Origin of the sequence: Streptomyces sp. 8N616 (genome assembly GCF_052246385.1) — a bacterium.
Taxonomy (GTDB): domain Bacteria; phylum Actinomycetota; class Actinomycetes; order Streptomycetales; family Streptomycetaceae; genus Streptomyces.
Window position 1 is genome coordinate 101,025 of the sequence record NZ_JBQQBY010000023.1, and the last position, 21,904, is coordinate 122,928.

17 protein-coding genes are annotated in these 21,904 nt (G+C 70.1%); 12 read left to right on the forward strand and 5 right to left on the reverse strand.

Translation table 11 applies throughout. The annotated features are described in order from the left end of the window. Positions 1-23 precede the first annotated feature (23 nt). The gene (locus ACTWQC_RS21830) at positions 24-788 is read right to left on the reverse strand and encodes an IclR family transcriptional regulator (RefSeq protein WP_443317454.1); all 765 of its coding nucleotides are present in this window, start codon (positions 786-788) and stop codon (positions 24-26) included. Positions 789-1,032: 244 nt separating this feature from the next. Here ACTWQC_RS21830 and metH point away from each other — a divergent pair, with 244 nt between their 5' ends. The 4 genes from metH (at position 1,033) to ACTWQC_RS21850 (ending at position 8,972) form a co-directional block, all read left to right on the forward strand. After that, positions 1,033-4,539 (forward strand): methionine synthase, encoded by a 3,507-nt coding sequence (metH, locus tag ACTWQC_RS21835; protein WP_443317455.1) that lies wholly within the window; start codon positions 1,033-1,035, stop codon positions 4,537-4,539. Between the two features lie 109 nt (positions 4,540-4,648). After that, positions 4,649-5,350: an HAD family hydrolase gene (locus tag ACTWQC_RS21840; protein ID WP_443317456.1), complete on the forward strand. Its 702-nt coding sequence runs from the start codon at positions 4,649-4,651 to the stop codon at positions 5,348-5,350. 316 nt (positions 5,351-5,666) lie between these two features. After that, positions 5,667-7,271 (forward strand): ABC transporter substrate-binding protein, encoded by a 1,605-nt coding sequence (locus ACTWQC_RS21845; protein WP_443317457.1) that lies wholly within the window; start codon positions 5,667-5,669, stop codon positions 7,269-7,271. A gap of 87 nt (positions 7,272-7,358) precedes the next feature. After that, on the forward strand, positions 7,359-8,972 hold the full coding sequence (locus tag ACTWQC_RS21850; RefSeq protein WP_443317458.1) for an ABC transporter substrate-binding protein: 1,614 nt from the start codon (positions 7,359-7,361) through the stop codon (positions 8,970-8,972). 133 nt (positions 8,973-9,105) lie between these two features. Here ACTWQC_RS21850 and ACTWQC_RS21855 read toward each other — a convergent pair whose 3' ends face one another. Beyond that, positions 9,106-9,777: a response regulator gene (locus ACTWQC_RS21855; RefSeq protein WP_443317459.1), complete on the reverse strand. Its 672-nt coding sequence runs from the start codon at positions 9,775-9,777 to the stop codon at positions 9,106-9,108. Positions 9,778-9,822: 45 nt separating this feature from the next. Then, the gene (locus ACTWQC_RS21860; protein ID WP_443317460.1) at positions 9,823-10,797 is read right to left on the reverse strand and encodes a RecB family exonuclease; all 975 of its coding nucleotides are present in this window, start codon (positions 10,795-10,797) and stop codon (positions 9,823-9,825) included. 70 nt (positions 10,798-10,867) lie between these two features. On the opposite strand from ACTWQC_RS21860, the gene ACTWQC_RS21865 reads away from it, so the two are divergent. The 3 genes from ACTWQC_RS21865 (at position 10,868) to ACTWQC_RS21875 (ending at position 13,885) form a co-directional block, all read left to right on the forward strand. Next, positions 10,868-12,157 (forward strand): site-2 protease family protein, encoded by a 1,290-nt coding sequence (locus tag ACTWQC_RS21865; protein WP_443317461.1) that lies wholly within the window; start codon positions 10,868-10,870, stop codon positions 12,155-12,157. An 18-nt stretch (positions 12,158-12,175) separates the two neighbouring features. After that, positions 12,176-13,072, forward strand: a complete 897-nt coding sequence (locus ACTWQC_RS21870; RefSeq protein WP_443317462.1) for a tRNA (adenine-N1)-methyltransferase — start codon at positions 12,176-12,178, stop codon at positions 13,070-13,072. Positions 13,073-13,294: 222 nt separating this feature from the next. Further along, complete coding sequence (locus ACTWQC_RS21875; RefSeq protein ID WP_443317463.1) at positions 13,295-13,885, forward strand: hypothetical protein; 591 nt, start codon at positions 13,295-13,297, stop codon at positions 13,883-13,885. Between the two features lie 4 nt (positions 13,886-13,889). Here ACTWQC_RS21875 and ACTWQC_RS21880 read toward each other — a convergent pair whose 3' ends face one another. After that, positions 13,890-14,192, reverse strand: coding sequence for a ferredoxin (locus ACTWQC_RS21880; protein WP_443317464.1), 303 nt, complete (start codon positions 14,190-14,192; stop codon positions 13,890-13,892). A gap of 241 nt (positions 14,193-14,433) precedes the next feature. Between ACTWQC_RS21880 and arc the strand changes: the two genes are divergently transcribed. The 5 genes from arc (at position 14,434) to prcA (ending at position 20,110) form a co-directional block, all read left to right on the forward strand. Further along, a complete protein-coding gene (arc, locus tag ACTWQC_RS21885) occupies positions 14,434-16,200 on the forward strand; it encodes a proteasome ATPase (RefSeq protein WP_443317465.1) in 1,767 nt (588 codons plus the stop codon). A gap of 217 nt (positions 16,201-16,417) precedes the next feature. Further along, a complete protein-coding gene (gene dop / locus ACTWQC_RS21890; protein WP_443317466.1) occupies positions 16,418-17,929 on the forward strand; it encodes a depupylase/deamidase Dop in 1,512 nt (503 codons plus the stop codon). Between the two features lie 161 nt (positions 17,930-18,090). After that, positions 18,091-18,309 (forward strand): ubiquitin-like protein Pup, encoded by a 219-nt coding sequence (locus ACTWQC_RS21895; RefSeq protein WP_443317467.1) that lies wholly within the window; start codon positions 18,091-18,093, stop codon positions 18,307-18,309. 110 nt (positions 18,310-18,419) lie between these two features. Next, positions 18,420-19,265: a proteasome subunit beta gene (prcB, locus tag ACTWQC_RS21900; protein ID WP_443317468.1), complete on the forward strand. Its 846-nt coding sequence runs from the start codon at positions 18,420-18,422 to the stop codon at positions 19,263-19,265. Between the two features lie 53 nt (positions 19,266-19,318). Next, the gene (gene prcA, locus ACTWQC_RS21905; RefSeq protein WP_443317469.1) at positions 19,319-20,110 is read left to right on the forward strand and encodes a proteasome subunit alpha; all 792 of its coding nucleotides are present in this window, start codon (positions 19,319-19,321) and stop codon (positions 20,108-20,110) included. Between the two features lie 538 nt (positions 20,111-20,648). Here the strand turns inward: prcA and ACTWQC_RS21910 are convergent. After that, positions 20,649-21,692 carry a LacI family DNA-binding transcriptional regulator gene (locus ACTWQC_RS21910; RefSeq protein WP_443317487.1) on the reverse strand — a complete coding sequence of 348 codons (1,044 nt, stop codon included), beginning with the start codon at positions 21,690-21,692 and terminating at the stop codon, positions 20,649-20,651. Between the last annotated feature and the right edge of the window lie 212 nt (positions 21,693-21,904).

Sequence of the window (21,904 nt, forward strand, 5' to 3'; positions counted from 1 at the left end):
CGTGTACGAGGGTCGGCGGAGGGTCAGAAGCGGGTGACGCCGAGGTCCCGCGACACCGCACGGGCGCAGTCCCGTACCGCGGCCACGAGGGCGGACCGAAGGTCGCCGTTCTCACACACCCGTTCCACGGCGCCGGTGATGGCGACCGCGCCCACCGGCATGCGGTGCCGGTCGTGGATGGGGGCCGCGACCGAGGCGACGCCCTCCCAGGTCTCCTCCACGTCGGCGGCCCAGCCACGCGCGCGTGTGAGGTCCAGGACGCCCTCGAACTCCTCGAGCGCGGTCACCGTTCGGGTCGTGAACGACTTCCTGTTGCCCTCGGTGACCTCGCTGTGCGCCACCGGGTCGTACGCCGAGAGGACCTTGCCCAGGGCTGTGCTGTGCAGCGGCTGCATGGCGCCGACCTCCAGCACCTGGCGGCTGTCGTCGGGCCGGAAGACGTGGTGCACGATCAGTACGCCCTGCTGGTGCAGAACCCCCAGATAGACGCTCTCGCCGCTGGACCGCGCCAGGTCGTCCGTCCACACCAGGGCGCGGGCCCGCAGCTCGTGCACGTCCAGATAGCTGTTGCCCAGGCGCAGCAGCTCGGCGCCCAGCTGGTAGCGCCCCGAGACCGCGTCCTGCTCGACGAAGCCCTCCTGCTGAAGGGTGCGCAGTATGCCGTGCGCTGTGCCCTTGGCCAGCCCCAGCGCGGCCGCCACATCCGACAGACCGAGCCTGCGCTCGCCCCCGGCGAGCAGCCTCAGCATCGCAGCCGCTCGCTCGAGCGACTGGATCGTGCGGGCCATCGGGCAACCTCCTCCACCCACAGGGTTCGACAATGCTGAACACTATCGGCCTTTGCCGACCCGTTGGTACCACCCCTGGAAGTTCGCGCTTCGTGCCCGGGCGTCCCCCGCCCGCGCCGCACCGCAGCTGTCCGCCCCGTGGAACACCCCGGGCCGGCGACGGCGCCGAAGGTTACTCTGGCCGGGTGCGCCCTCCGAAGGAAGGCGCAAAGCCGACAGCCGTCGCATCCCAGGGAGCGTCTCCATGGCCTACGAGCCATCGTCCGCCGACACCGACCGGGCCTCCGCACTCCGGGAGGCGCTCGCCTCCCGAGTGGTCGTGGCCGATGGGGCCATGGGCACCATGCTCCAGGCGCAGGATCCGAGCCTGGACGATTTCCAGCAGCTGGAGGGCTGCAACGAGATCCTGAACGTCACCCGCCCCGACATCGTGCGCTCGGTCCACGAGGAGTACTTCGCGGTGGGCGTGGACTGCGTGGAGACCAACACCTTCGGCGCCAACTTCGCGGCGCTGGGGGAGTACGACATCGCCGACCGGATCTTCGAGCTCTCCGAATCCGGTGCCCGGATCGCCCGTGAGACGGCCGATGAGTTCACGGCCGGGGACGGCCGCCACCGCTGGGTGCTGGGCTCCATCGGCCCCGGCACCAAGCTGCCGACCCTCGGCCACGCCCCGTACACCGCGCTGCGCGACGCCTACCAGCAGAACGCCGAGGGCCTGATCGCCGGCGGCGCGGACGCGCTTCTCGTGGAGACCACCCAGGACCTGCTGCAGACCAAGGCCGCGGTCCTGGGCGTGCGCCGCGCCCTGGACGCCACGGGCGCGGACCTGCCGCTGATCTGCTCGGTGACCGTGGAGACGACCGGCACGATGCTGCTGGGCTCGGAGATCGGTGCCGCGCTGACCGCGCTGGAGCCGCTGGGCATCGACATGATCGGGCTCAACTGCGCGACCGGTCCCGCGGAGATGAGTGAGCACCTGCGCTACCTGTCCCGCCACTCGCGGGTGTCGCTGTCCTGCATGCCCAACGCGGGCCTGCCCGTGCTGGGCAAGGACGGCGCGCACTACCCGCTCACCCCCGGCGAGCTGGCGGACGCCCAGGAGACCTTCGTCCGCGAGTACGGCCTCTCGCTGGTCGGCGGCTGCTGCGGTACGACGCCCGAGCACCTGCGCCAGGTCGTCGAGCGCGTCCGTGACCTCACGCCCACCGAGCGCGAGCCGCGCCCCGAGCCCGGCGCCGCCTCGCTCTACCAGACCGTCCCGTTCCGCCAGGACACCTCGTACCTGGCCATCGGCGAGCGGACGAACGCCAACGGGTCCAGGAAGTTCCGTGAGGCGATGCTGGAGGGTCGCTGGGAGGACTGCGTGGAGATGGCGCGCGACCAGATCCGCGAGGGCGCCCACATGCTCGACCTGTGCGTGGACTACGTGGGCCGCAACGGCGTCGCCGACATGGAGGAGCTGGCCGGACGCTTCGCCACCGCCTCCACCCTCCCCATCGTGCTGGACTCCACCGAGGTGGACGTCATCCGCGCCGGACTGGAGAAGCTGGGCGGCCGCGCCGTCATCAACTCGGTCAACTACGAGGACGGGGACGGGCCCGAGTCGCGGTTCGCGAAGGTCACGAAGCTGGCGGTCGAGCACGGCGCCGCGCTGATCGCCCTGACCATCGACGAGGAGGGCCAGGCCCGCACCGTCGAGAACAAGGTGGCCATCGCCGAGCGCCTGATCACGGATCTCACCACCAACTGGGGCGTGCACGAGTCGGACATTCTCATCGACTGTCTGACCTTCACCATCTGCACCGGCCAGGAGGAGTCCCGGCGCGACGGCATCGCCACCATCGAGGCGATCCGTGAACTCAAGCGCCGCCACCCGGACGTCCAGACCACGCTCGGCCTGTCCAACATCTCCTTCGGCCTCAACCCGGCCGCGCGCATCGTTTTGAACTCGGTCTTCCTCGACGAGTGCGTCAAGGCCGGGCTGGACTCGGCGATCGTGCACGCCTCGAAGATCCTGCCGATCGCCCGGCTGGAGGAGGAGCAGGTCAAGGTCGCCCTGGACCTGATCTACGACCGGCGCAGCGAGGGCTACGACCCGCTGCAGAAGCTCATGGAGCTCTTCGAAGGCGCCACCGCCAAGTCACTCAAGGCGGGCAAGGCCGAGGAGCTGGCAGCCCTCCCGCTGGACGAGCGGCTGCAGCGCCGGATCATCGACGGCGAGCGCAACGGCCTGGAGGCCGACCTGGACGAGGCGCTCCAGGACCGGCCCGCCCTGGACATCGTCAACGAGACGCTGCTGGCGGGCATGAAGGTGGTCGGCGAGCTGTTCGGGTCCGGTCAGATGCAGCTGCCGTTCGTCCTCCAGTCGGCCGAGGTCATGAAGACCGCGGTCGCCTACCTCGAGCCGCACATGGAGAAGTCCGACGACGAGGGCAAGGGCACGATCGTGCTGGCCACGGTGCGCGGAGACGTCCACGACATCGGCAAGAACCTGGTCGACATCATCCTGTCCAACAACGGCTACAACGTCGTGAACCTGGGCATCAAGCAGCCGGTCTCCGCGATCTTGGAGGCCGCCGAGGAGCACAGGGCCGACGTCATCGGCATGTCCGGGCTGCTGGTCAAGTCCACCGTGATCATGAAGGAGAACCTGGAGGAGCTGAACCAGCGCAAGCTGGCGGCCGACTTCCCGGTGATCCTCGGCGGTGCGGCCCTCACCCGCGCCTACGTCGAGCAGGACCTGCACGAGATCTACGAGGGCGAGGTCCGCTACGCCCGCGACGCCTTCGAGGGCCTGCGCCTGATGGACGCCCTCATCGCGGTCAAGCGAGGTGTCCCCGGTGCGACCCTGCCCGAGCTCAAGCAGCGCCGCGTGCCCAAGCGAGACGTTCAGGTCACCGAGCCCGAGCCCTCCCAGGGCGCCGTACGCTCCGACGTGGCCACCGACAACCCCGTCCCGGAGCCCCCCTTCTGGGGCACCCGCGTGGTCAAGGGCATCCAGCTCGCCGACTACGCCTCGTGGCTGGACGAAGGCGCCCTGTTCAAGGGGCAGTGGGGGCTGAAGCAGGCCCGTACCGGCGACGGCCCCTCGTACGAGGAGCTGGTGGAGTCCGAAGGGCGCCCCCGGCTGCGCGGCTGGCTGGACAAGCTCCAGACCCAGAACCTGCTCGAGGCCGCCGTCGTCTACGGCTACTTCCCCTGCCACTCCAAGGGCGACGACCTCATCCTGCTGGGCGAGGACGGCTCCGAGCGGACCCGCTTCACCTTCCCGCGCCAGCGCCGCGGCCGCCGCCTGTGCCTGGCCGACTTCTTCCGCCCGGAGGAATCCGGCCAGACCGATGTGGTCGGCCTCCAGGTCGTCACTGTCGGGTCGAAGATCGGCGAGGCCACGGCCGAGCTGTTCGCCGCCGACTCCTACCGCGACTACCTCGAGCTGCACGGCCTGTCCGTCCAGCTGGCCGAGGCCCTCGCCGAGTACTGGCACGCGCGCGTGCGCGGCGAGCTGGGCTTCTCCGGCGAGGACCCGGAGGAGATGGAGGACATGTTCGCCCTGAAGTACCGCGGCGCGCGGTTCTCCCTGGGCTACGGCGCCTGCCCCGACCTGGAGGACCGGGCGAAGATCGCCGAGCTGCTCGAGCCCGAGCGGATCGGCGTCCAGCTCTCCGAGGAGTTCCAGCTCCACCCGGAGCAGTCCACGGACGCCATCGTCATCCACCACCCCGAAGCCAAGTACTTCAACGCTCGGTGATCGGGATCGTCGTACACTAGACGGTCCGGTACAGGCCGGTCGGTGCCCTTCCGGGGGCTTCGGCCGGCCCCTTTGTCCCTTAAGGGGCAGCCTGACGAGAGGAGCACGGATGACCAGCATCATCCCCGCACTCGACACCCGTACGGCCGAAGGCTCGGCCCTCCAGGCGGTGCTCCTCGACATGGACGGCACCCTCGTCGACACAGAGGGCTTCTGGTGGGACGCCGAGGTCGAGATCTTCGCCGAGCTGGGCCACGAGCTCGGCGAGGAGCACCGCGAGGTCGTGGTCGGCGGCCCGATGACGCGCAGCGCGTCCTACCTGATCCACGCCACCGGCGCCGACATCACGCTCCCCGCCCTGTCCTCCCTGCTCAACGCCCGGTTCGAGGAGCTTGTGGACCGCGGCGTGCCGCTGATGCCCGGGGCCGCCAGGCTGCTCACCGAGCTGGCTGCCCACGAGGTCCCGACCGCCCTGGTCTCCGCCTCGCACCGCCGCATCATCGACCGGGTGCTCAAGTCGATCGGCCCCGATCACTTCGCGCTCACCGTCGCGGGGGACGAGGTGGCGCGCACCAAGCCGCACCCCGACCCGTACCTGCTGGCCGCGGCGGGCCTGGGCGCCGAGCCCGCCCGCTGCGCCGTCGTGGAGGACACGGCGACCGGCGTGGCGGCGGCGGAGGCCGCCGGGTGCCGCGTGGTGGCCGTCCCGTCCGTCGTGCCGATCGAGCCCGCCGAGGGGCGCCTGGTCGTGGGCTCGCTCGAAGAAGTCGACCTCGCCTTCCTCCGTGGGCTCATCAACGGGATGCCCTGACGAAGCCGAAAGTGACGTTTCTCACACACCGCTCCGTCGACAGCCCAGAAACGATCTGGTCGGAGGTGTCCTCCAAGGGCTGAACGTGCACCCCTATGTCCGCATAGATGGTCAGCTGGCCGAATCGCTCCGGGTCCGGATGCTGGACAACCGTGGGCCGTTATCGATGCGTGACAGCGCCTCAACTTCGTTGTGTTCCGGCGCGTCTGTGACTGCCTACTAATCTCGTGGCGAGAACTTTTGCCGCATCCCTGTGACCAGCAGCCCCTCCTCGGTATGGTCCCGGGATCGACGCTTCCGCAGGAGACCGCCGACGATGAATCGCAAGACCCTGGTGCTGCCGGCCGTAGTGGGCCTGCTGGCCACCCTTCTCGCAGCTTGCGGTGGTTCGGACGATGCGGGCGACGGCGGCGAGCCCATCGTCGTCGGGACCACGGACGCCTTCGTGACGACGGCGGACTACCCGGCCCCCTTCGATCCGGCCCTCGCGTACGAGGCGGGCGCGTGGAACATCCTCCGGAACACCTTCCAGACGCTCATGGCGCTGCCCCGCTCCGGTGGTGACCCGACGCCCGAGGCGGCCGAGAAGTGCAGCTTCTCCGACCAGAAGAACGAGTCGTACCGCTGCACCCTGCACAGCGGCATGAAGTTCGCCAACGGCCACGCCCTCACCGCCGAGGACGTGAAGTTCTCCATCGAGCGCACCCTGGCGATCAAGAACCCGAACGGCCCGGTCGGGCTGCTGTCGAACATCGACGCGGTGGAGACCCCCAGCGACTCCGAGATCGTCTTCCACCTCAAGTCGCCTGACGCGACCTTCCCGCACAAGCTGGCCACCCCCGCCGCGGCCATCGTCGACAGCGAGGCCTACGACGGGACCAAGCTCCGTGACGGCTTCCAGACCGACGGCTCCGGCCCGTACACCCTCCAGACCGAGGTGAAGAACGGCCAGGTCGTCTCTGCCGTCTTCAGCAGGAACCCCAACTACGAGGGCAGCCTGAAGCTGAAGAACGACGAGGTCGAGATGCGCTTCTTCAAGGACTCCGACGCCATGGAACGGGCCCTTCAGAAGGGCGACATCGACCTGATGACGCGCACCATGGCGCCGGACCAGGTCGCCCGGCTGCAGCGCGGCGACTCCAAGAGCATCGAGCTCGTCGAGATGCCGGGCCAGGAGATCCGCTACCTGGGCTTCGACACCGATGACTCGACGGCGGGCAAGAAGGCCGTGCGCCAGGCCGTGGCGCAGGTCATCGACCGCCAGGCGCTGGTGCGCGACGTGTACGAGCGCACCGCGGAGCCGCTCTACTCGATCGTCCCGTCCAGCGTCGGCTCCCATGTGAACTCGTTCTTCAACAAGTACGGCGACCCGGATGTGACGGAGGCACGCAAGACGCTGCGCGCGGCGGGCGTCGAGACCCCGGTGCGGTTCACCCTCCACTACACGACCGACCACTACGGCTCCGCCACCGCCAAGGAGTTCAAGGCGCTGCAGGCGCAGCTCAACCGCAGCGGGCTGTTCAACGTGTCCATCAAGGGCGTGCCGTGGAAGGACTTCCGCCCGGCCCAGTCCAACCGCGACTACGCCGTCTACGGCATGGGCTGGTTCCCCGACTTCCCGGACCCGGACAACTTCATCGACCCGTTCTTCGCCAAGAACAACTTCCTCAACAGCCCGTACCGCAATGACACGATCCGCACCCAGCTGATACCGCAGACCCGGCAGCAGGCCCAGCGCACCGCCGCGGCAAAGGACTTCGAGCGGGCGCAGGACATCGTGGCCGATGACGTGCCCGTCCTGCCGCTCTGGCAGGGCAAGCAGTACGTCGCCGCGCATGACGACGTCACCGGCGTGGAGTGGGCGCTGAACTCGTCCTCCGTGCTCCAGCTCTGGGAGCTGGGGCGCGGTATCTCCGGCTGACGCCTGCCACCCGACGCCCGACGCCGACGCCCGACGCCCGACGCCGACGCCTGACGCAGACCCGCAGGACCGTTCGACAAGAGATGTGTGAGGAACGTGCGCGTAAGGAAACGTCGTCAGTGGCTCGCCGCCCCGCTCGGGGCAGGGCTCGCGGCAGGCCTGCTGGCCGGATGCGGATCGGATGACGCGGACGCGGCCGGTACGGGGCAGCCCATCGTCATGGGGATGACGGACGCGGTCCTGGCGACCGACCCGGCCTCCGGTTACGACCCGGGCTCGTGGCTGGTGTTCAACAACGTCTTCCAGTCGCTCATGAGCTTCCCCCGGGGCGGTACGACCCCGGAGCCCGAGGCGGCCAAGCGCTGCGGTTTCCAGGACAGCAGCAGCCGGGTCTACAAGTGCGAGCTCCAGGACGGGCTCACGTTCACCAACGGCAACCCCCTCACCTCCGAGGACGTCGCGTTCTCCTTCCGCCGCACCTTGAAGATCAACGACAAGGCCGGCCCCGCGGTGATGCTGTCCTCGATCAAGGACATCCGGACCCCGGACGAGAAGAGCGTCGTCTTCCGCCTCAAGGCCCCCGACGCGACCTTCCCCATGAAGATCGCCTCCGGCGCCGGCTCGATCGTGGACCACCGCGAGTACAAAGCGGATGAACTGCGCACCGACGGCAAGGCCGTCGGCTCGGGCGTGTACCGGATGGACTCCTTCGACCCCGAGAAGGAAGCGAAGTTCTCGGTCAACCCGGGCTATAAGGGCCCCGCAGAGGTTCAGAACTCCGGCATGACGATGAAGTTCTTCGAGGGCGACCAGCGGGGTCTCAAGAAGGCTGTCGAGGACGGCTCCGTGGACCTCGCCTACCGCGGACTCGCCATGAAGGACATCGCCGATCTGGAGGCCGCGACCACGGACGACAAGCAGGGCGTCGAGGTCGTCGAGGGCACCAGCGCCGAGGTCCAGCACCTGGTCTTCAACGTCAAGCACCCGGTGGCCGGGAAGCTCGCCGTGCGCAAGGCCATCGCGTACCTGATCGACCGTCAGGCACTGGTCCGCGATGTGTACGAGCACACCGCCAAGCCCCTCTACTCGATCGTCCCGGCCGGGATCACCGGCCACAACACGGCCTTCTTCGACACCTACGGGGACCGGCCGCAGCGCGGCAAGGCCGAGGCGGCGCTGCGCTCCGCGGGCATCTACGACAAGGTGAAGCTCACCCTGTGGGCCACCCCCGTGCGCTACGGCCCCGGAACCCTGCCCGCGTTCAAGGAGATCGCGCAGCAGCTGAACGCCAGCGGGCTGTTCGACGCCACGGTCGAGAGCGCGGACCTGGAGAAGTACGAGAAGGGCATCGAGCGGGGGAAATATGGCGTCTACGTCAAGGGCTGGGTTCCGGACTACCCGGACCCGGACAACTTCACCGCCCCGTTCTTCGGCCACGGCAACGTGCTGGCCAATCACTACGACTCCGAGCGGATCATCAAGCAGCTGATCCCGACGACCGCGGCCGAGTCCAACCGGGCGGCCACCGACGCCAGCTTCCACGAGCTGCAGAACATCGTGGCCGACGAGCTGCCGATGCTGCCGCTGTGGCAGGGCAAGCAGTACGCGGTCGCCCGCGAGAACATCTCCGGTCTCGAGTGGACCCTTGACGCGTCAACGGTGTTCCGCTTCTGGGAAATCAGCAAGAGCACCGTGGAGTAGCCGGTGGCTTCTCCGGAAGAACCGGTGGCTTCCGGAGGAACCGGCGGCTTCGAGGAGAAACCGGAACCTGTGGCTCCGAGGTGTAGCCGGGACGGGCCCGCGTCCCGTACGGTACCGCTGCGGCCCGGGCGCTCTAATGCGTACCGGGCCGCACCAGTCCGCTCTCGTATGCGTAGACCGCGGCCTGCACCCGGTCCCGCAGGCCCAGCTTCGTCAGAACGTGCCCGACGTGTGTCTTGACCGTCGTCTCGCTCACGAACAGATCCGCCGCGATCTCCGCGTTCGACAGCCCCCGGGCGACCAGCTTGAGCACCTCGACCTCGCGCTCGGTCAGGGTGTGCAGGGTGTCGGGCACCGGCTCCTCGCCGGACGGCAGCTTTCCCGCGTACTTGTCGAGCAGCCGCCGCGTGATGCTCGGCGCGAGCATCGCCTCGCCCGCCGCGACCACCCGGATCGCCTGTACGAGCTCATGGGCGGGGGCGTCCTTGAGCAGGAAGCCGCTGGCTCCCGCCCGCAGCGCCTCCACCACGTACTCGTCCAGGTCGAAGGTGGTCAGGACCAGGACCTTCGCGGGCCCGTCCCGGCCAGGACCCGTGATCTGCCGGGTCGCCTCGACCCCGTCCATGCGCGGCATCCGGATGTCCATCAGCACCACGTCCGGCTGCAGTGCCCGCACCTGGTCCAGTGCCTGCAGCCCGTCGCCGGCCTCGCCGACCACGGCCAGGTCCTGCTCGGCCTCCAGGATCATCCGGAAGCCGGTGCGCAGCAGTGGCTGGTCGTCGACCAGTAGGACGCGGATCGCCACAAGGCACCTCGTATTCGTCGGCCGGAACTTCGTCGGCGGGCTTCGCTAGACCTGGCCCATTCTGCCCTGGGCCGGGATCACCGGAAGCGGGTAGGGCGGGGGAGTGCCGCCGAACTCCGGGCAGAACGACTGGTGGTCGCACCAGTCGCACAGCCTGCTGCGGCGCGGGCGCCAGTCGCCGGTCTCCGTCGAGCGCCGGATGGCGTCCCACAGCGCGTGCAGCTTGCGCTCCACGCCCCGCAGGTCGTCCTCCACCGGGTCGTACGTCAGCACATCGCCGCTGCCCAGGTAGACGAGCTGGAGGCGGCGCGGCACGGTCCCGCGCAGCCGCCACAGCACCAAGGCGTAGAACTTCATCTGGAACAGGGCCCCGGAGGCGTACTCGGGCCGCGGGGCCTTGCCCGTCTTGTAGTCGACGATCCGCACGTCGCCCGTCGGCGCCACGTCGACCCGGTCGATGATGCCGCGCAGGGTGAGCCCTGACTCCAGCTCGGTCTCGACGAACAGCTCGCGCTCCGCAGGCTCGAGACGCGACGGGTCCTCGAGCGTGAACCACCGCGCCACGAGCTGCTCGGCCTCGCTCAGCCACCGCACCAGACGCTCGGCCGCGGGCGTCCTCTCCTCCCCGTCGTCCCCGTCCTGCCCGTTCTCCCCGTCGCCTTCGGCGAACAGCTCCGCGAGCTCCGGGCGGGCCGCCAGCAGCCGCTCCCACTCGCCCGCGACCATGGACCGGGCACGCTGCGCCGTGCGCTCCACCGCGGGGTCGTCGAAGAGCCGCTCCAGCACCGCATGCACCAGCGTGCCGCGCGTCGCCGCCTCGCTCGGCTTCTCCGGCAGCCGGTCGATCACCCGGAACCGGTAGAGCAGCGGGCAGGTCATGAAGTCGCTCGCGCGGGACGGCGACAGCGACGACGGCCGCGCGGAGGCGCTGCCTCCGCCGCCCGGCTCCTCGCCGGGCTTCCCGCCGCCGGGCTCCTCGCCGGGGGTTTCCGTGCCGGACTTCTCGGTGCTGGTTCCCATGGCCTTCGACCCTATGGCCCGCCACTGACATCCGGCCGCATACCATCGACGTCAGACGCCCTCGCACCGCATGATCGTGGGATCGCACGAAGCCGCACGAAGCGGAGCGCGCAGCGGAGCGAGGACGGAACGGGCGGATTCAGACGAGGGGACACCGGACACCGTGGACGACAGCGGCGAGCGCGGGAAGCCGCAGCGCCCCCGCGAGAGCGGCGGCGGCATTCTCATGGGCCGCCCTTTCGGCGTGCCGGTCTACGTCGCCCCCAGCTGGTTCCTCGTAGCCGCGCTCATCACCTGGGTCTTCGGCGGCCAGCTGGAACGCGTCCTGCCCGAACTGGGCGGCGTCCGCTACCTCGTCTCGCTGTTCTTCGCGGTGGCCTTCTACGGTTCCGTGCTCGTCCACGAACTGGCCCACACGGTCGCCGCGCTCCGCTTCAAGCTGCCGGTGCGCCGTATCCAGCTGCAGTTCTTCGGCGGTGTCTCGGAGATCGAGAAGGAGTCCGAGACACCCGGCAGGGAGTTCGTCCTCGCCTTCGTCGGCCCGCTGCTCTCGCTCGTCCTCTCCGGCGTCTTCTACCTCGCCCTGCAGGCCGTCGAGCCCGGCACCGTCCCCGGCGTCCTGCTCGCGGGCCTGATGGTCTCCAATCTGATCGTCGCCGCCTTCAACCTGCTGCCCGGACTGCCCCTGGACGGCGGCCGGATGCTGCGCGCCGTCGTCTGGAAGATCAGCGGCAAGCCCATGACCGGGACCGTCGCCGCCGCCTGGACCGGCCGGGCGCTGGCCGTGGCCGTCCTCGTCGGCCTGCCGCTGCTCACCCAGACCGGCGCTCTCGGCCGGGCCGCCGAGGACCTCGGCGGCGTGGACACGATCACCGACGCCCTGCTGGCCGCCATCCTCGCCGCGATCATCTGGACCGGCGCCGGCAACAGCCTGCGCATGGCCAGGCTCCGCGAGCACCTGCCCGAGCTCCGGGCCCGTGCCCTGACCCGGCGCGCCGTGCCCGTCCAGTCCGACACACCGCTCTCCGAGGCGCTGCGCCGGGCGAACGAGGCAGGGGCCCGCGCGCTCGTCGTGGTCGACGGACAGGGCAAGCCCACCGCGGTCGTCCGCGAGGCCGCCATCGCGGGCGTCCCGGAACACCGCCGCCCCTGGGTGGCGGTCAGCGGGCTCGCCCAGGAACTCAAGCCGGGCATGCGGGTCTCCGCAGAGCTGTCGGGCGAGGAGCTCCTGGACACCCTGCGCGCCACCCCCGCCACCGAGTACCTGGTGGTGGAGGAGACGGGCGAGATCTACGGCGTCCTGTCCACCGCCGACGTCGAGCGGGCCTTCGTCGCCGCCATGGCACGACCCGCTTCATAGGGCCGGTACGCTGGTCACATGTCCGAACCGACCGGTGCCGCCCGCCGTCGCGGGCCCTTCCAGGTCGGGGACCAGGTCCAGCTCACCGACCCCAAGGGACGCCACTACACCTTCACGCTCGAAGCGGGGAAGAGCTTCCACACCCACAAGGGAGCCTTCCCGCACGACGAGCTGATCGGGGCTCCTGAGGGCAGTGTTGTCCGTACCACGGGAAACGTCGCCTACCTCGCGCTGCGTCCCCTGCTCCCCGACTACGTCCTGTCCATGCCGCGCGGTGCAGCCGTGGTCTACCCCAAGGACGCGGGGCAGATCCTGGCGATGGCCGACATCTTCCCCGGCGCGCGCGTCGTCGAGGCGGGCGTCGGCTCGGGCTCGCTCAGCACCTTCCTGCTGCGCGCCGTCGGCGACCAGGGCATGCTGCACTCGTACGAGCGCCGGGCGGACTTCGCGGAGATCGCGGCGCAGAACGTGCGCCGCTACTTCGGCGGCGAGCACCCTGCGTGGCAGCTCACCGTCGGCGACCTCCAGGACAACCTCTCGGACACCGACGTGGACCGCGTCATCCTGGACATGCTCGCGCCCTGGGAGTGCCTGGAGGCCGTCTCCAAGGCGCTCGTCCCCGGCGGCATCCTGTGTGCGTACGTGGCCACCACGACCCAGCTGGCCCGCACGGTCGAGGAGATCCGCGAGCACGGCACGTTCAACGAGCCGACCGCGTGGGAGACCATGGTCCGCACCTGGCACGTCGAGGGCCTGGCCGTGCGCCCCGACCACCGGATGATCGGACACACCGGATTCCTGCTGACCGCCCGCCGCCTCGCGGACGGCGTCGAGCCGCCGCTGCGCCGCCGCCGCCCCGCCAAGGGCGCGTACGGCGAGGACTACGAAGGCCCGGGCAGCGGCAGCCGCTCCTGACACCGGCCAAGTCCTGACACCGGCCAAGTCCTGAAACGGCCCATACCAGCCAAGCGACACAACGACCAAGCCCCGCCGCCGACTTCCGCACGGAAGCCGGCGGCGGCGCCGTTTCCGCGGCGGGCACGCACCAGTGCGGGCCCGGTCGTTCCGGCCGGGTGTGACATGTGGCACGATGCTGGCCACCCCCCGTCGGCTCCGCTTTCACAGGAGACAACTCGCGTGCAGCTCTCTGCAGGCCAGGACCTCCCGCACACCCGCACCCGCCCTGTGCACTGGATCACCACCGCAGCGGCGCTCGCCGCCGTCGTGGCCGGCTCGGCGCTGGTACAGCCCACCAGCGCCATCGCCACGCCTCCGGCCGCCGCCTCGGGTGCCCCCGCCCCGGCTGCGCCCGTCCCGCCCGGCGGGCCCGATCCCAAGAAGGCGGAGTATCCGATCGACTGCGGACCGCAGCCGACAGAGGTCGTCAGCAAGGGATCCGGCGACCTCGACGGCGACGGCCGCCAGGAGACGGTCGCCGTCGTCCGCTGCAAGGCCGGCTTCGGCACCCCGCCCAGCGGCATCTACGTCCTGGCCCACCCGTCGTCGGGCGAGGGCGCCCCGCGGATCGTGGAGACCTTCCTCGACCCGAAGGAGCACATGAACGTCTCGGACCTCGCGGTGCGCGGCAGTACGGTCTCCGCGACCCTGCTCGGCTACTCGTCCGAGAACGTGCCGCGCTGCTGCCCGGATCTGCAGCGGAAGGTCAAGTGGCAATGGCAGGACGGGAAGTTCAGGCTCATCGCACTTCCCGTCGCCGGCAGTGTGTGATCCGTCACTCCGCGTCGGGACCGTAGACTTCGACCTTGTCCGAAACCCGACGTACGTGAATGCAGTCGCCGGGGCACTCCTTGGCAGAGTCGACGACGTCCTGGAGCAGCGGCAGCGGGACGGGCGTTGTGGCGCCCGGCTCGGCCAGCAGCCCGGCCTCCTCGCCCTCCGGCGCAGGTCCCTTCACGTACGCAAGGCCGTCGATGTCGAGCTCGAAGACCTCGGGGGCGTACTGTGCACAGATACCGTCGCCGGTGCACAGGTCCTGGTCGATCCACACCTCGAGAGCCTCGTTCTGTGCGGTCATCTCGCCTGCCGTTCCTGCGTACGGGTACCAATTGAAGCCAACCCTGACGGGTGTTGACCGGCTCGACGATACAACCGGTCGCTTTCCGATGTTGTTGGGTGGGTATTCCCCTGGCGTGGGGACGTGCGCAAGGGTGAAGATCGGACACACCCCGACCGTCTTTGTGATCTAGGGGTTTCAACCCGCACCTGCACAGGTAGGGTCAGGAAGCGTCCAGCTCCCCTTGGAGGAGGTGAGGACCGTGGCAGCCCACGACGACGACATCAACCGCGGCATCCGGCCCGGACGTGGTCCAGAGGACCCGGCGGGACAGGTTGCCTATCTCGAGCAGGAGATCGCCGTCCTGCGGCGCAAGCTCGCCGACTCTCCGCGTCACACGAGGATTCTCGAAGAGCGGATCGTCGAGCTGCAGACCAACCTGGCCGGCGTCTCCGCGCAGAACGAGCGTCTCGCCAACACGCTGCGTGAGGCGCGCGACCAGATTGTGGCCCTCAAGGAGGAAGTCGACCGGCTCGCTCAGCCGCCGGCCGGCTTCGGGGTCTTCCTGCAGGCGAACGAGGACGGGACGGCGGACATCTTCACGGGAGGCCGGAAGCTCCGCGTGAATGTCAGCCCGAGTGTCGAGCTGGACGAGCTCCAGCGCGGCCAGGAGGTCATGCTCAACGAGGCCCTCAATGTGGTCGAGGCCATGGAGTTCGAGCGCTCCGGGGACATCGTCACCCTCAAGGAGATCCTTGAGGACGGCGAGCGCGCCCTGGTGCTGGGGCACACCGACGAGGAGAAGGTGGTGCGGCTCGCCGAGCCGCTGCTGGACGCCACCATCCGCCCCGGTGACGCCCTGCTGCTCGAGCCCAGGTCCGGCTATGTCTACGAGGTCGTGCCGAAGAGCGAGGTCGAGGAGCTCGTCCTCGAAGAGGTCCCGGACATCGACTACGACCGGATCGGCGGCCTGGGCAACCAGATCGAGCTGATCAGGGACGCGGTCGAGCTCCCGTACCTCTACCCCGACCTCTTCAAGGAGCACGAACTCCGGCCGCCCAAGGGCGTACTGCTCTACGGACCGCCCGGCTGCGGCAAGACGCTGATCGCCAAGGCCGTGGCCAACTCCCTTGCCAAGAAGGTCGCCGAGGTGACCGGGCAGCCCGCCGGCAAGAGCTACTTCCTGAATATCAAGGGCCCCGAGCTCCTCAACAAGTACGTCGGTGAGACCGAGCGCCACATCCGCCTGGTCTTCCAGCGCGCCCGGGAGAAGGCGAGCGAGGGCACCCCCGTGATCGTCTTCTTCGACGAGATGGAGTCGCTCTTCCGCACCCGCGGCTCCGGGGTCAGCTCGGACGTGGAGAACACCATCGTTCCGCAGCTGCTCGCGGAGATCGACGGTGTCGAGGGCCTCGAGAACGTGATCGTCATCGGCGCCTCGAACCGCGAGGACATGATCGACCCGGCCATCCTGCGGCCCGGCCGCCTCGATGTGAAGATCAAGATCGAGCGCCCGGACGCGGAGGCGGCCAAGGACATCTTCGGGAAGTACCTCGTCCCGACCCTGCCGCTGCACTCCGACGACCTGACCGAGCACAACGGCTCCAAGGAAGCCGCGGTCGACGGCATGATCCAGTCGGTCGTCGAGCAGATGTACGCGGAATCGGAGGAGAACCGCTTCCTCGAGGTCACGTACGCGAATGGCGACAAGGAAGTCCTGTACTTCAAGGATTTCAACTCCGGCGCCATGATCCAGAACATTGTGGACCGGGCGAAGAAGATGGCCATCAAGGCATTCCTCGACCACAACCAGAAGGGTCTGCGGGTCTCCCACCTGCTCGCCGCCTGCGTGGACGAGTTCAAGGAGAACGAGGACCTGCCCAACACCACCAACCCGGACGACTGGGCCCGGATCTCCGGAAAGAAGGGCGAGCGGATCGTCTTCATCCGCACCCTTGTCACTGGAAAGCAGGGCGCGGACACCGGTCGCTCCATCGACACGGTGGCGAACACCGGCCAGTACCTGTAAATGGCAGTCCGGCTGCGGATGCCCCTGGCCGGGGGCATCCGCAGCCGGGTGCGTTTTCGGTGAAAATGATCTCCCAGCCTCCGCAAAGGCGTTCTAGGCTCTTCGGTACCGCCGAGTCTCGGCGCAGTGCGGGGAGGGACACCGCACACGCATCGAGAAGAAGCGGTACTTGAGCGCCCACCCCACCAGGGGGGCGGCGCCGGGCAAGGAGGGCCGCATGACCGTACGGCGAGTAATGGGCATCGAGACGGAGTACGGGATCTCCGTCCCCGGTCACCCGAACGCCAATGCCATGCTCACCTCGTCCCAGGTCGTCAATGCCTATGCGGCGGCGATGCACCGGGCGCGCCGCGCCCGCTGGGACTTCGAGGAGGAGAACCCGCTGCGGGACGCCCGCGGCTTCGACCTCGCCCGCGAGTCGGCGGACGCCAGCCAGCTCACCGACGAGGACATCGGCCTGGCCAACGTGATCCTCACCAATGGCGCCCGGCTGTACGTCGACCACGCCCACCCGGAGTACAGCGCCCCCGAGGTGACCAATCCGCGCGACGCCGTCCTCTGGGACAAGGCGGGTGAGCGGATCATGGCGGAGGCCGCCGAACGCGCAGGTCAGCTGCCCGGTGCCCAGCCGATCCACCTCTACAAGAACAACACCGACAACAAAGGCGCCTCCTACGGCACGCACGAGAACTACCTGATGAAGCGGGAGACGCCGTTTTCGGACATCGTGCGGCACCTCACGCCGTTCTTCGTCTCCCGGCAGGTCGTCACAGGCGCGGGCCGCGTCGGCGTCGGCCAGGACGGCCACGAGCACGGCTTCCAGCTCAGCCAGCGCGCGGACTACTTCGAGGTGGAGGTGGGCCTGGAGACCACCCTCAAGCGCCCCATCATCAACACCCGGGACGAGCCGCACGCGGACGCCGAGAAGTACCGCAGGCTCCACGTGATCATCGGGGACGCGAACCTCTCGGAGATCTCGACCTACCTCAAGCTCGGCACCACTGCGCTGGTCCTGTCCATGATCGAGGACGGCTTCATCGCCGTCGACCTGGCCGTCGACCAGCCCGTACGCACCCTGCACCAGGTCTCGCACGACCCGACGCTCGGCCGTCTGGTCACGCTCCGCAGCGGCCGGACACTCACCGCCGTCCAGCTCCAGATGGAGTACTACGAGCTCGCCCGCAAGTACGTCGAGGACCGCTACGGGGCCGACGCCGACGAGCAGACCGTGGACGTCCTCACCCGCTGGGAGGACGTGCTCAACCGGCTCGAGCGGGACCCCATGAGCCTCGCGGGAGAGCTCGACTGGGTCGCCAAGCGGGAGGTGCTCGAGGGCTACCGGCGCCGCGACCGCCTCGAGTGGGACGCCGCCCGGCTGCACCTGGTCGACCTGCAGTACGCCGATGTGCGCCCCGACAAGGGTCTGTACAACCGCCTGGCGGCCCGCGGCCGGATGAAGCGCCTGCTGGACGAGGAAGCGGTCCAGCGGGCCCGTACGAGCCCGCCTGAGGACACGCGCGCGTACTTCCGGGGCCGCTGTCTCGAGCAGTACGCCGACGACGTGGCCGCCGCCTCCTGGGACTCGGTCATCTTCGATCTGCCGGGCCGTGACTCCCTGCAGCGGGTCCCCACCCTGGAGCCGCTGCGCGGCACCCGCAATCACGTGAAGGAGCTCCTGGACCGCTGCCGCACCGCCGAGGACCTGGTGCGCGTGCTGTCCGGCGGCTGAGCCGTGGCTGAACGCGCGTTGTCCGGCGGCTGAGCCGCGGCTGAAACAGCGCGGATCCGGGAATCATCGGGGTGCCCGGACGTTGTAGCAACCACAGGGCCGATGTCGGACCCCGGTTGTAGGGTCTGATCTTGTACGTCGAACCGAGCGGGGTGAGGGATATGGCGACCAAGGACACCGGCGGAGGCCAGCAGAAGGCGTCGCGCACCACCGAGGAGGTCGAGGAGACCGCGCAGGATGCGCAGGTCTCGGAGGACCTCAAGGAACGGCAGGAGAAGCTGTCCGACGACGTGGACTCCGTCCTCGACGAGATCGACGACGTCCTCGAGGAGAACGCCGAGGACTTCGTGCGGTCTTTCGTACAGAAGGGCGGTCAGTAAGACCGGTGGCATCCGTCCCGCGCCCTCTCGGAGGGGGCGCGGGACGGATGACATTCACGGCCCCGGGTAAGGTCCCGAGCAGAGTTCCAAGATCTCGTGGAAGGAAACGCGTGGAAGCCAACACTCGTAGCACAGGGCGTCTGCCGGCTGCCTTCCTGACGCCCGGCTCCTCGTCGTTCATGGACTTCCTGGCCGAGCACTCCCCGGACCTGCTCCCGGGGAACCGGCCTCTGCCCGCGGTGCACGGTGCGATCGAGGCGCCGCACGGCACGACGATCGTCGCCGCGACGTTCCCCGGCGGCGTGGTCCTGGCCGGTGACCGCCGGGCCACGATGGGCAACATCATCGCGCAGCGCGACATCGAAAAGGTGTTCCCCGCCGATGAGTACTCGGCGGTGGGCATCGCCGGCACGGCAGGGCTCGCCGTCGAGATGGTCAAGCTCTTCCAGCTCGAGCTGGAGCACTTCGAGAAGGTCGAGGGCCTGCAGCTCTCCCTGGAGGGCAAGGCGAACCGGCTGTCGACGATGATCCGGGGCAATCTGGGGATGGCCCTGCAGGGCCTGGCCATCGTTCCGCTCTTCGCCGGCTGGGACGTGGACCGCGAGAAGGGCCGGATCTTCTCGTACGACGTGACCGGCGGGCGCTCGGAGGAGCACGGCTTCGCGGCCACCGGCTCCGGCTCGGTCTTCGCGCGCGGCGCCCTGAAGAAGCTCTACCGCGAGGACCTCACCGAACGGCAGGCCACCACCCTGGTCGCGCAGGCCCTGTACGACGCGGCCGACGACGACTCGGCGACCGGCGGCCCCGACCTCGCCCGACGGATCTACCCCCTCGTCACGGTCATCACGGACGAGGGCTTCCGGAAGCTCACGGAGGCCGAGTCCTCGGAGATCGCCCGCGCCATCCACGAGCGGCGGCTCGAGGAGCCGGACGGCCCGCGGGCCGCGCTGCTCTGAGGCGACGGCGGGCTGGAATGCACGTGTCAATGACAGAAAGGGACGGATAGCCGGTGTCGACGCCGTTCTATGTCTCACCCCAGCAGGCCATGGCCGACCGGGCCGAGTACGCCCGCAAGGGCATCGCGCGCGGCCGCAGCCTTGTCGTGCTGCAGTTCACCGACGGCATCGTCTTCGTCGGCGAGAACCCGTCCCGCGCTCTGCACAAGTTCAGCGAGATCTACGACCGCATCGCGTTCGCGGCGGCAGGCAAGTACAACGAGTACGAGAACCTCCGGATCGGCGGCGTGCGCTACGCCGACCTGCGCGGTTACACGTACGACCGCGAGGACGTCACCGCGCGCGGGCTCGCCAACGTCTACGCGCAGACGCTGGGCACCATCTTCTCCAGCGCCGGCGAGAAGCCGTACGAGGTCGAGCTGGTGGTCGCCGAGGTGGGCGAGACCCCGGACGGCGACCAGATCTACCGGCTGCCGCACGACGGCTCGATCGTCGACGAGCACGGGTCCGTGGCGGTGGGCGGCAGCGCGGAGCAGATCAGCAGCTTCCTGGGGCAGCGGCACCGCGAGGGGATGACCCTCGCCGAGGCGATCAAGCTCGCCGTACAGGCACTGTCCCGGGACAGCAACGGCGGGGAGCGGCAGCTGACCGCCGACCAGTTGGAGGTCGCGATCCTGGACCGGACGCGGCCGCAGAAGCGGAAGTTCAAGCGCGTCGTCGGGCGCCAGCTCGCCCGGCTCCTCGAGCCGGAGGGCGGTGCGTCCACGGAGACGGCGTCCGCCGGGGGCACCGACGAGTCCACGTCCGGCGATGACACGGAGTCCGGCTCAGCCACGGAGGAGTAGCCCGCAGCCCTTCACCCGGGTCGGCGGCCATCGACCGACCCGCGGACACCTTTGGGGCCCGGAGACGACGGCGTCGTCTCCGGGCCCCAAAGGTGAAGGGGGTGGAGAGACGGTTCGCGGGGGGAGCGGCGACTTCCACCCGCTCGCCCTTTCAGGGGGCCGGGCGGGGGCGGGGTGGGAAGTGCCGCGCCGCAGCGCGGGCCCGGGCGGGGATTGACCAGGTCGGGCCGCGCACACGCGGACGCGACTATCGCTCGGGCGCGGTCAGGCCCGGGAGTCACGGCAAGCGGCGGCACGGGCGTGGACCCGTCGGCCGTGGCCATCGCTTTCGGCGGACCGGCTGCCGTGCGCGGGGCCGAGGCGCTGCGGGCGGCCCGGGCCGGGGTCGGGCGACGGGACTCCCTGTCGGGCTGCCCCAGGGCGGGAGAGCCGCATCCGTGCGTAGGTTGGGCGGCTACCGCGGTGAGCGCCGCACAGGTGCCCGCGGGGCGCGTGGCTGCGGCGCCTATGCCCGCGGGGCGCGTGTCGCGGGCGCGGATTACGCGTGTGGGGGCGGGGCCGTGGAGCCGCGGGGGATCAGGCGTACCGGGACGGCTTCCCCCTCGGCCGGGCGGCCGTCGAGGACGCCCAGAAGGGCGGTCATGCCGCGTGCCCCCACCTCCTCGGCGGGGAGCTGGACCGTGGTCAGCTCCGGCTCCAGGGCAGTCGCCAGGGCGAGGTCGTCGAACCCCGTGACCGAGACGTCCTCCGGCACCCGGAGGCCCAGCCGCCGTACCGCCTTGCAGGCCCCGGCCGCCAGGATGTCGTCGTCGCACAACAGCGCCGTCGGCCGCGGCCCCGGGCGGGACAGCGCCCGCTCCGCCGCCCGCCGCCCGGCGTCCACGCTCAGTTCGGCGGGTTCTCGGCGCACGGCCGCGTCCGGGGCGGCCCGGAGCGCCTCGGCCAGTGCGTCCGCCCGCACGCGGAAGGTCCAGGAGTCCACCGCGGAGGCGAGGTGCACGAAGCGGCGGTGGCCAAGCGCCAGCAGGTGCTCCGCGACCCGGCGCATCCCGCCGGCGATGTCGAGGTTGACGGTGGCCGCGGCCTCCGCGTCGGCTGGGTCGCTGTCCAGCATCACCAGCGGCAGTCCGCCGCCCCGCATGGCCGCGAGTGCGTCCGCGGCCATCGAGGAGGCGATGACGCCGTCCAGCGCGGCGCGGGCCGAGCCGAAGGGGTCCCGCGCGGGGCCGACGCCTTCGGGGGACGGATAGAGGACCACGCCGAAGCCGTTCTCGGCGGCCACCTGGGCGGCGCCCGTGTAGACCCGGGCGAAGAACTCGTTCGTCAGGGCCGGGACCACCAGCAGGGCTGTCCGCGTCCGGCCGAGCCGCAGATTGCGCGCGGCGAGGTTGGGCCGGTACCCGAGCCGGTCCGCGGCCGCCCGTACAGCCCCGGCCGTACGCTCCGACACCCGGCCGCGCCACTTCTCGCCGAGCACGAGGGACACCGTGGCCTGCGACACCCCGGCGGCCCGCGCCACATCCCGGCTCGTCGCCCGCGCGCCCGCCGGACTGGCGGGAGGGGCCTGGCCGGCGTGGGAGATGCGCGGCTGCTCCGCGCCGGCAGCCGGGACGGGCCCGGGGGCCGTGCCGCCCGCGGAGTCCTGCCCGGGCCGTGCGGCCGCGGGGTGCGGAGCGTCTCCTCCCGCTTCCCCGGCGGCTGCCGCGTCCGGTGAGCCGGTGGCCGGCCTTCCCCGGGCCCCGGGGGCCTGGGCGCTCGTCACGTGTGCCTCCGCCGTTGGTGAGCGTGGCCCGC

Bases quoted from the DNA above. Each gene is read 5' to 3' on its own strand.
- ACTWQC_RS21830 (WP_443317454.1), bottom strand. From the start codon at position 788: ATGGCCCGCACGATCCAGTCGCTCGAGCGAGCGGCTGCGATGCTGAGG.
- metH (WP_443317455.1), top strand. From the start codon at position 1,033: ATGGCCTACGAGCCATCGTCCGCCGACACCGACCGGGCCTCCGCACTC.
- ACTWQC_RS21840 (WP_443317456.1), top strand. From the start codon at position 4,649: ATGACCAGCATCATCCCCGCACTCGACACCCGTACGGCCGAAGGCTCG.
- ACTWQC_RS21845 (WP_443317457.1), top strand. From the start codon at position 5,667: ATGAATCGCAAGACCCTGGTGCTGCCGGCCGTAGTGGGCCTGCTGGCC.
- ACTWQC_RS21860 (WP_443317460.1), bottom strand. From the start codon at position 10,797: ATGGGAACCAGCACCGAGAAGTCCGGCACGGAAACCCCCGGCGAGGAG.
- ACTWQC_RS21865 (WP_443317461.1), top strand. From the start codon at position 10,868: ATGATCGTGGGATCGCACGAAGCCGCACGAAGCGGAGCGCGCAGCGGA.
- ACTWQC_RS21870 (WP_443317462.1), top strand. From the start codon at position 12,176: ATGTCCGAACCGACCGGTGCCGCCCGCCGTCGCGGGCCCTTCCAGGTC.
- ACTWQC_RS21880 (WP_443317464.1), bottom strand. From the start codon at position 14,192: ATGACCGCACAGAACGAGGCTCTCGAGGTGTGGATCGACCAGGACCTG.
- dop (WP_443317466.1), top strand. From the start codon at position 16,418: ATGACCGTACGGCGAGTAATGGGCATCGAGACGGAGTACGGGATCTCC.
- ACTWQC_RS21895 (WP_443317467.1), top strand. From the start codon at position 18,091: ATGGCGACCAAGGACACCGGCGGAGGCCAGCAGAAGGCGTCGCGCACC.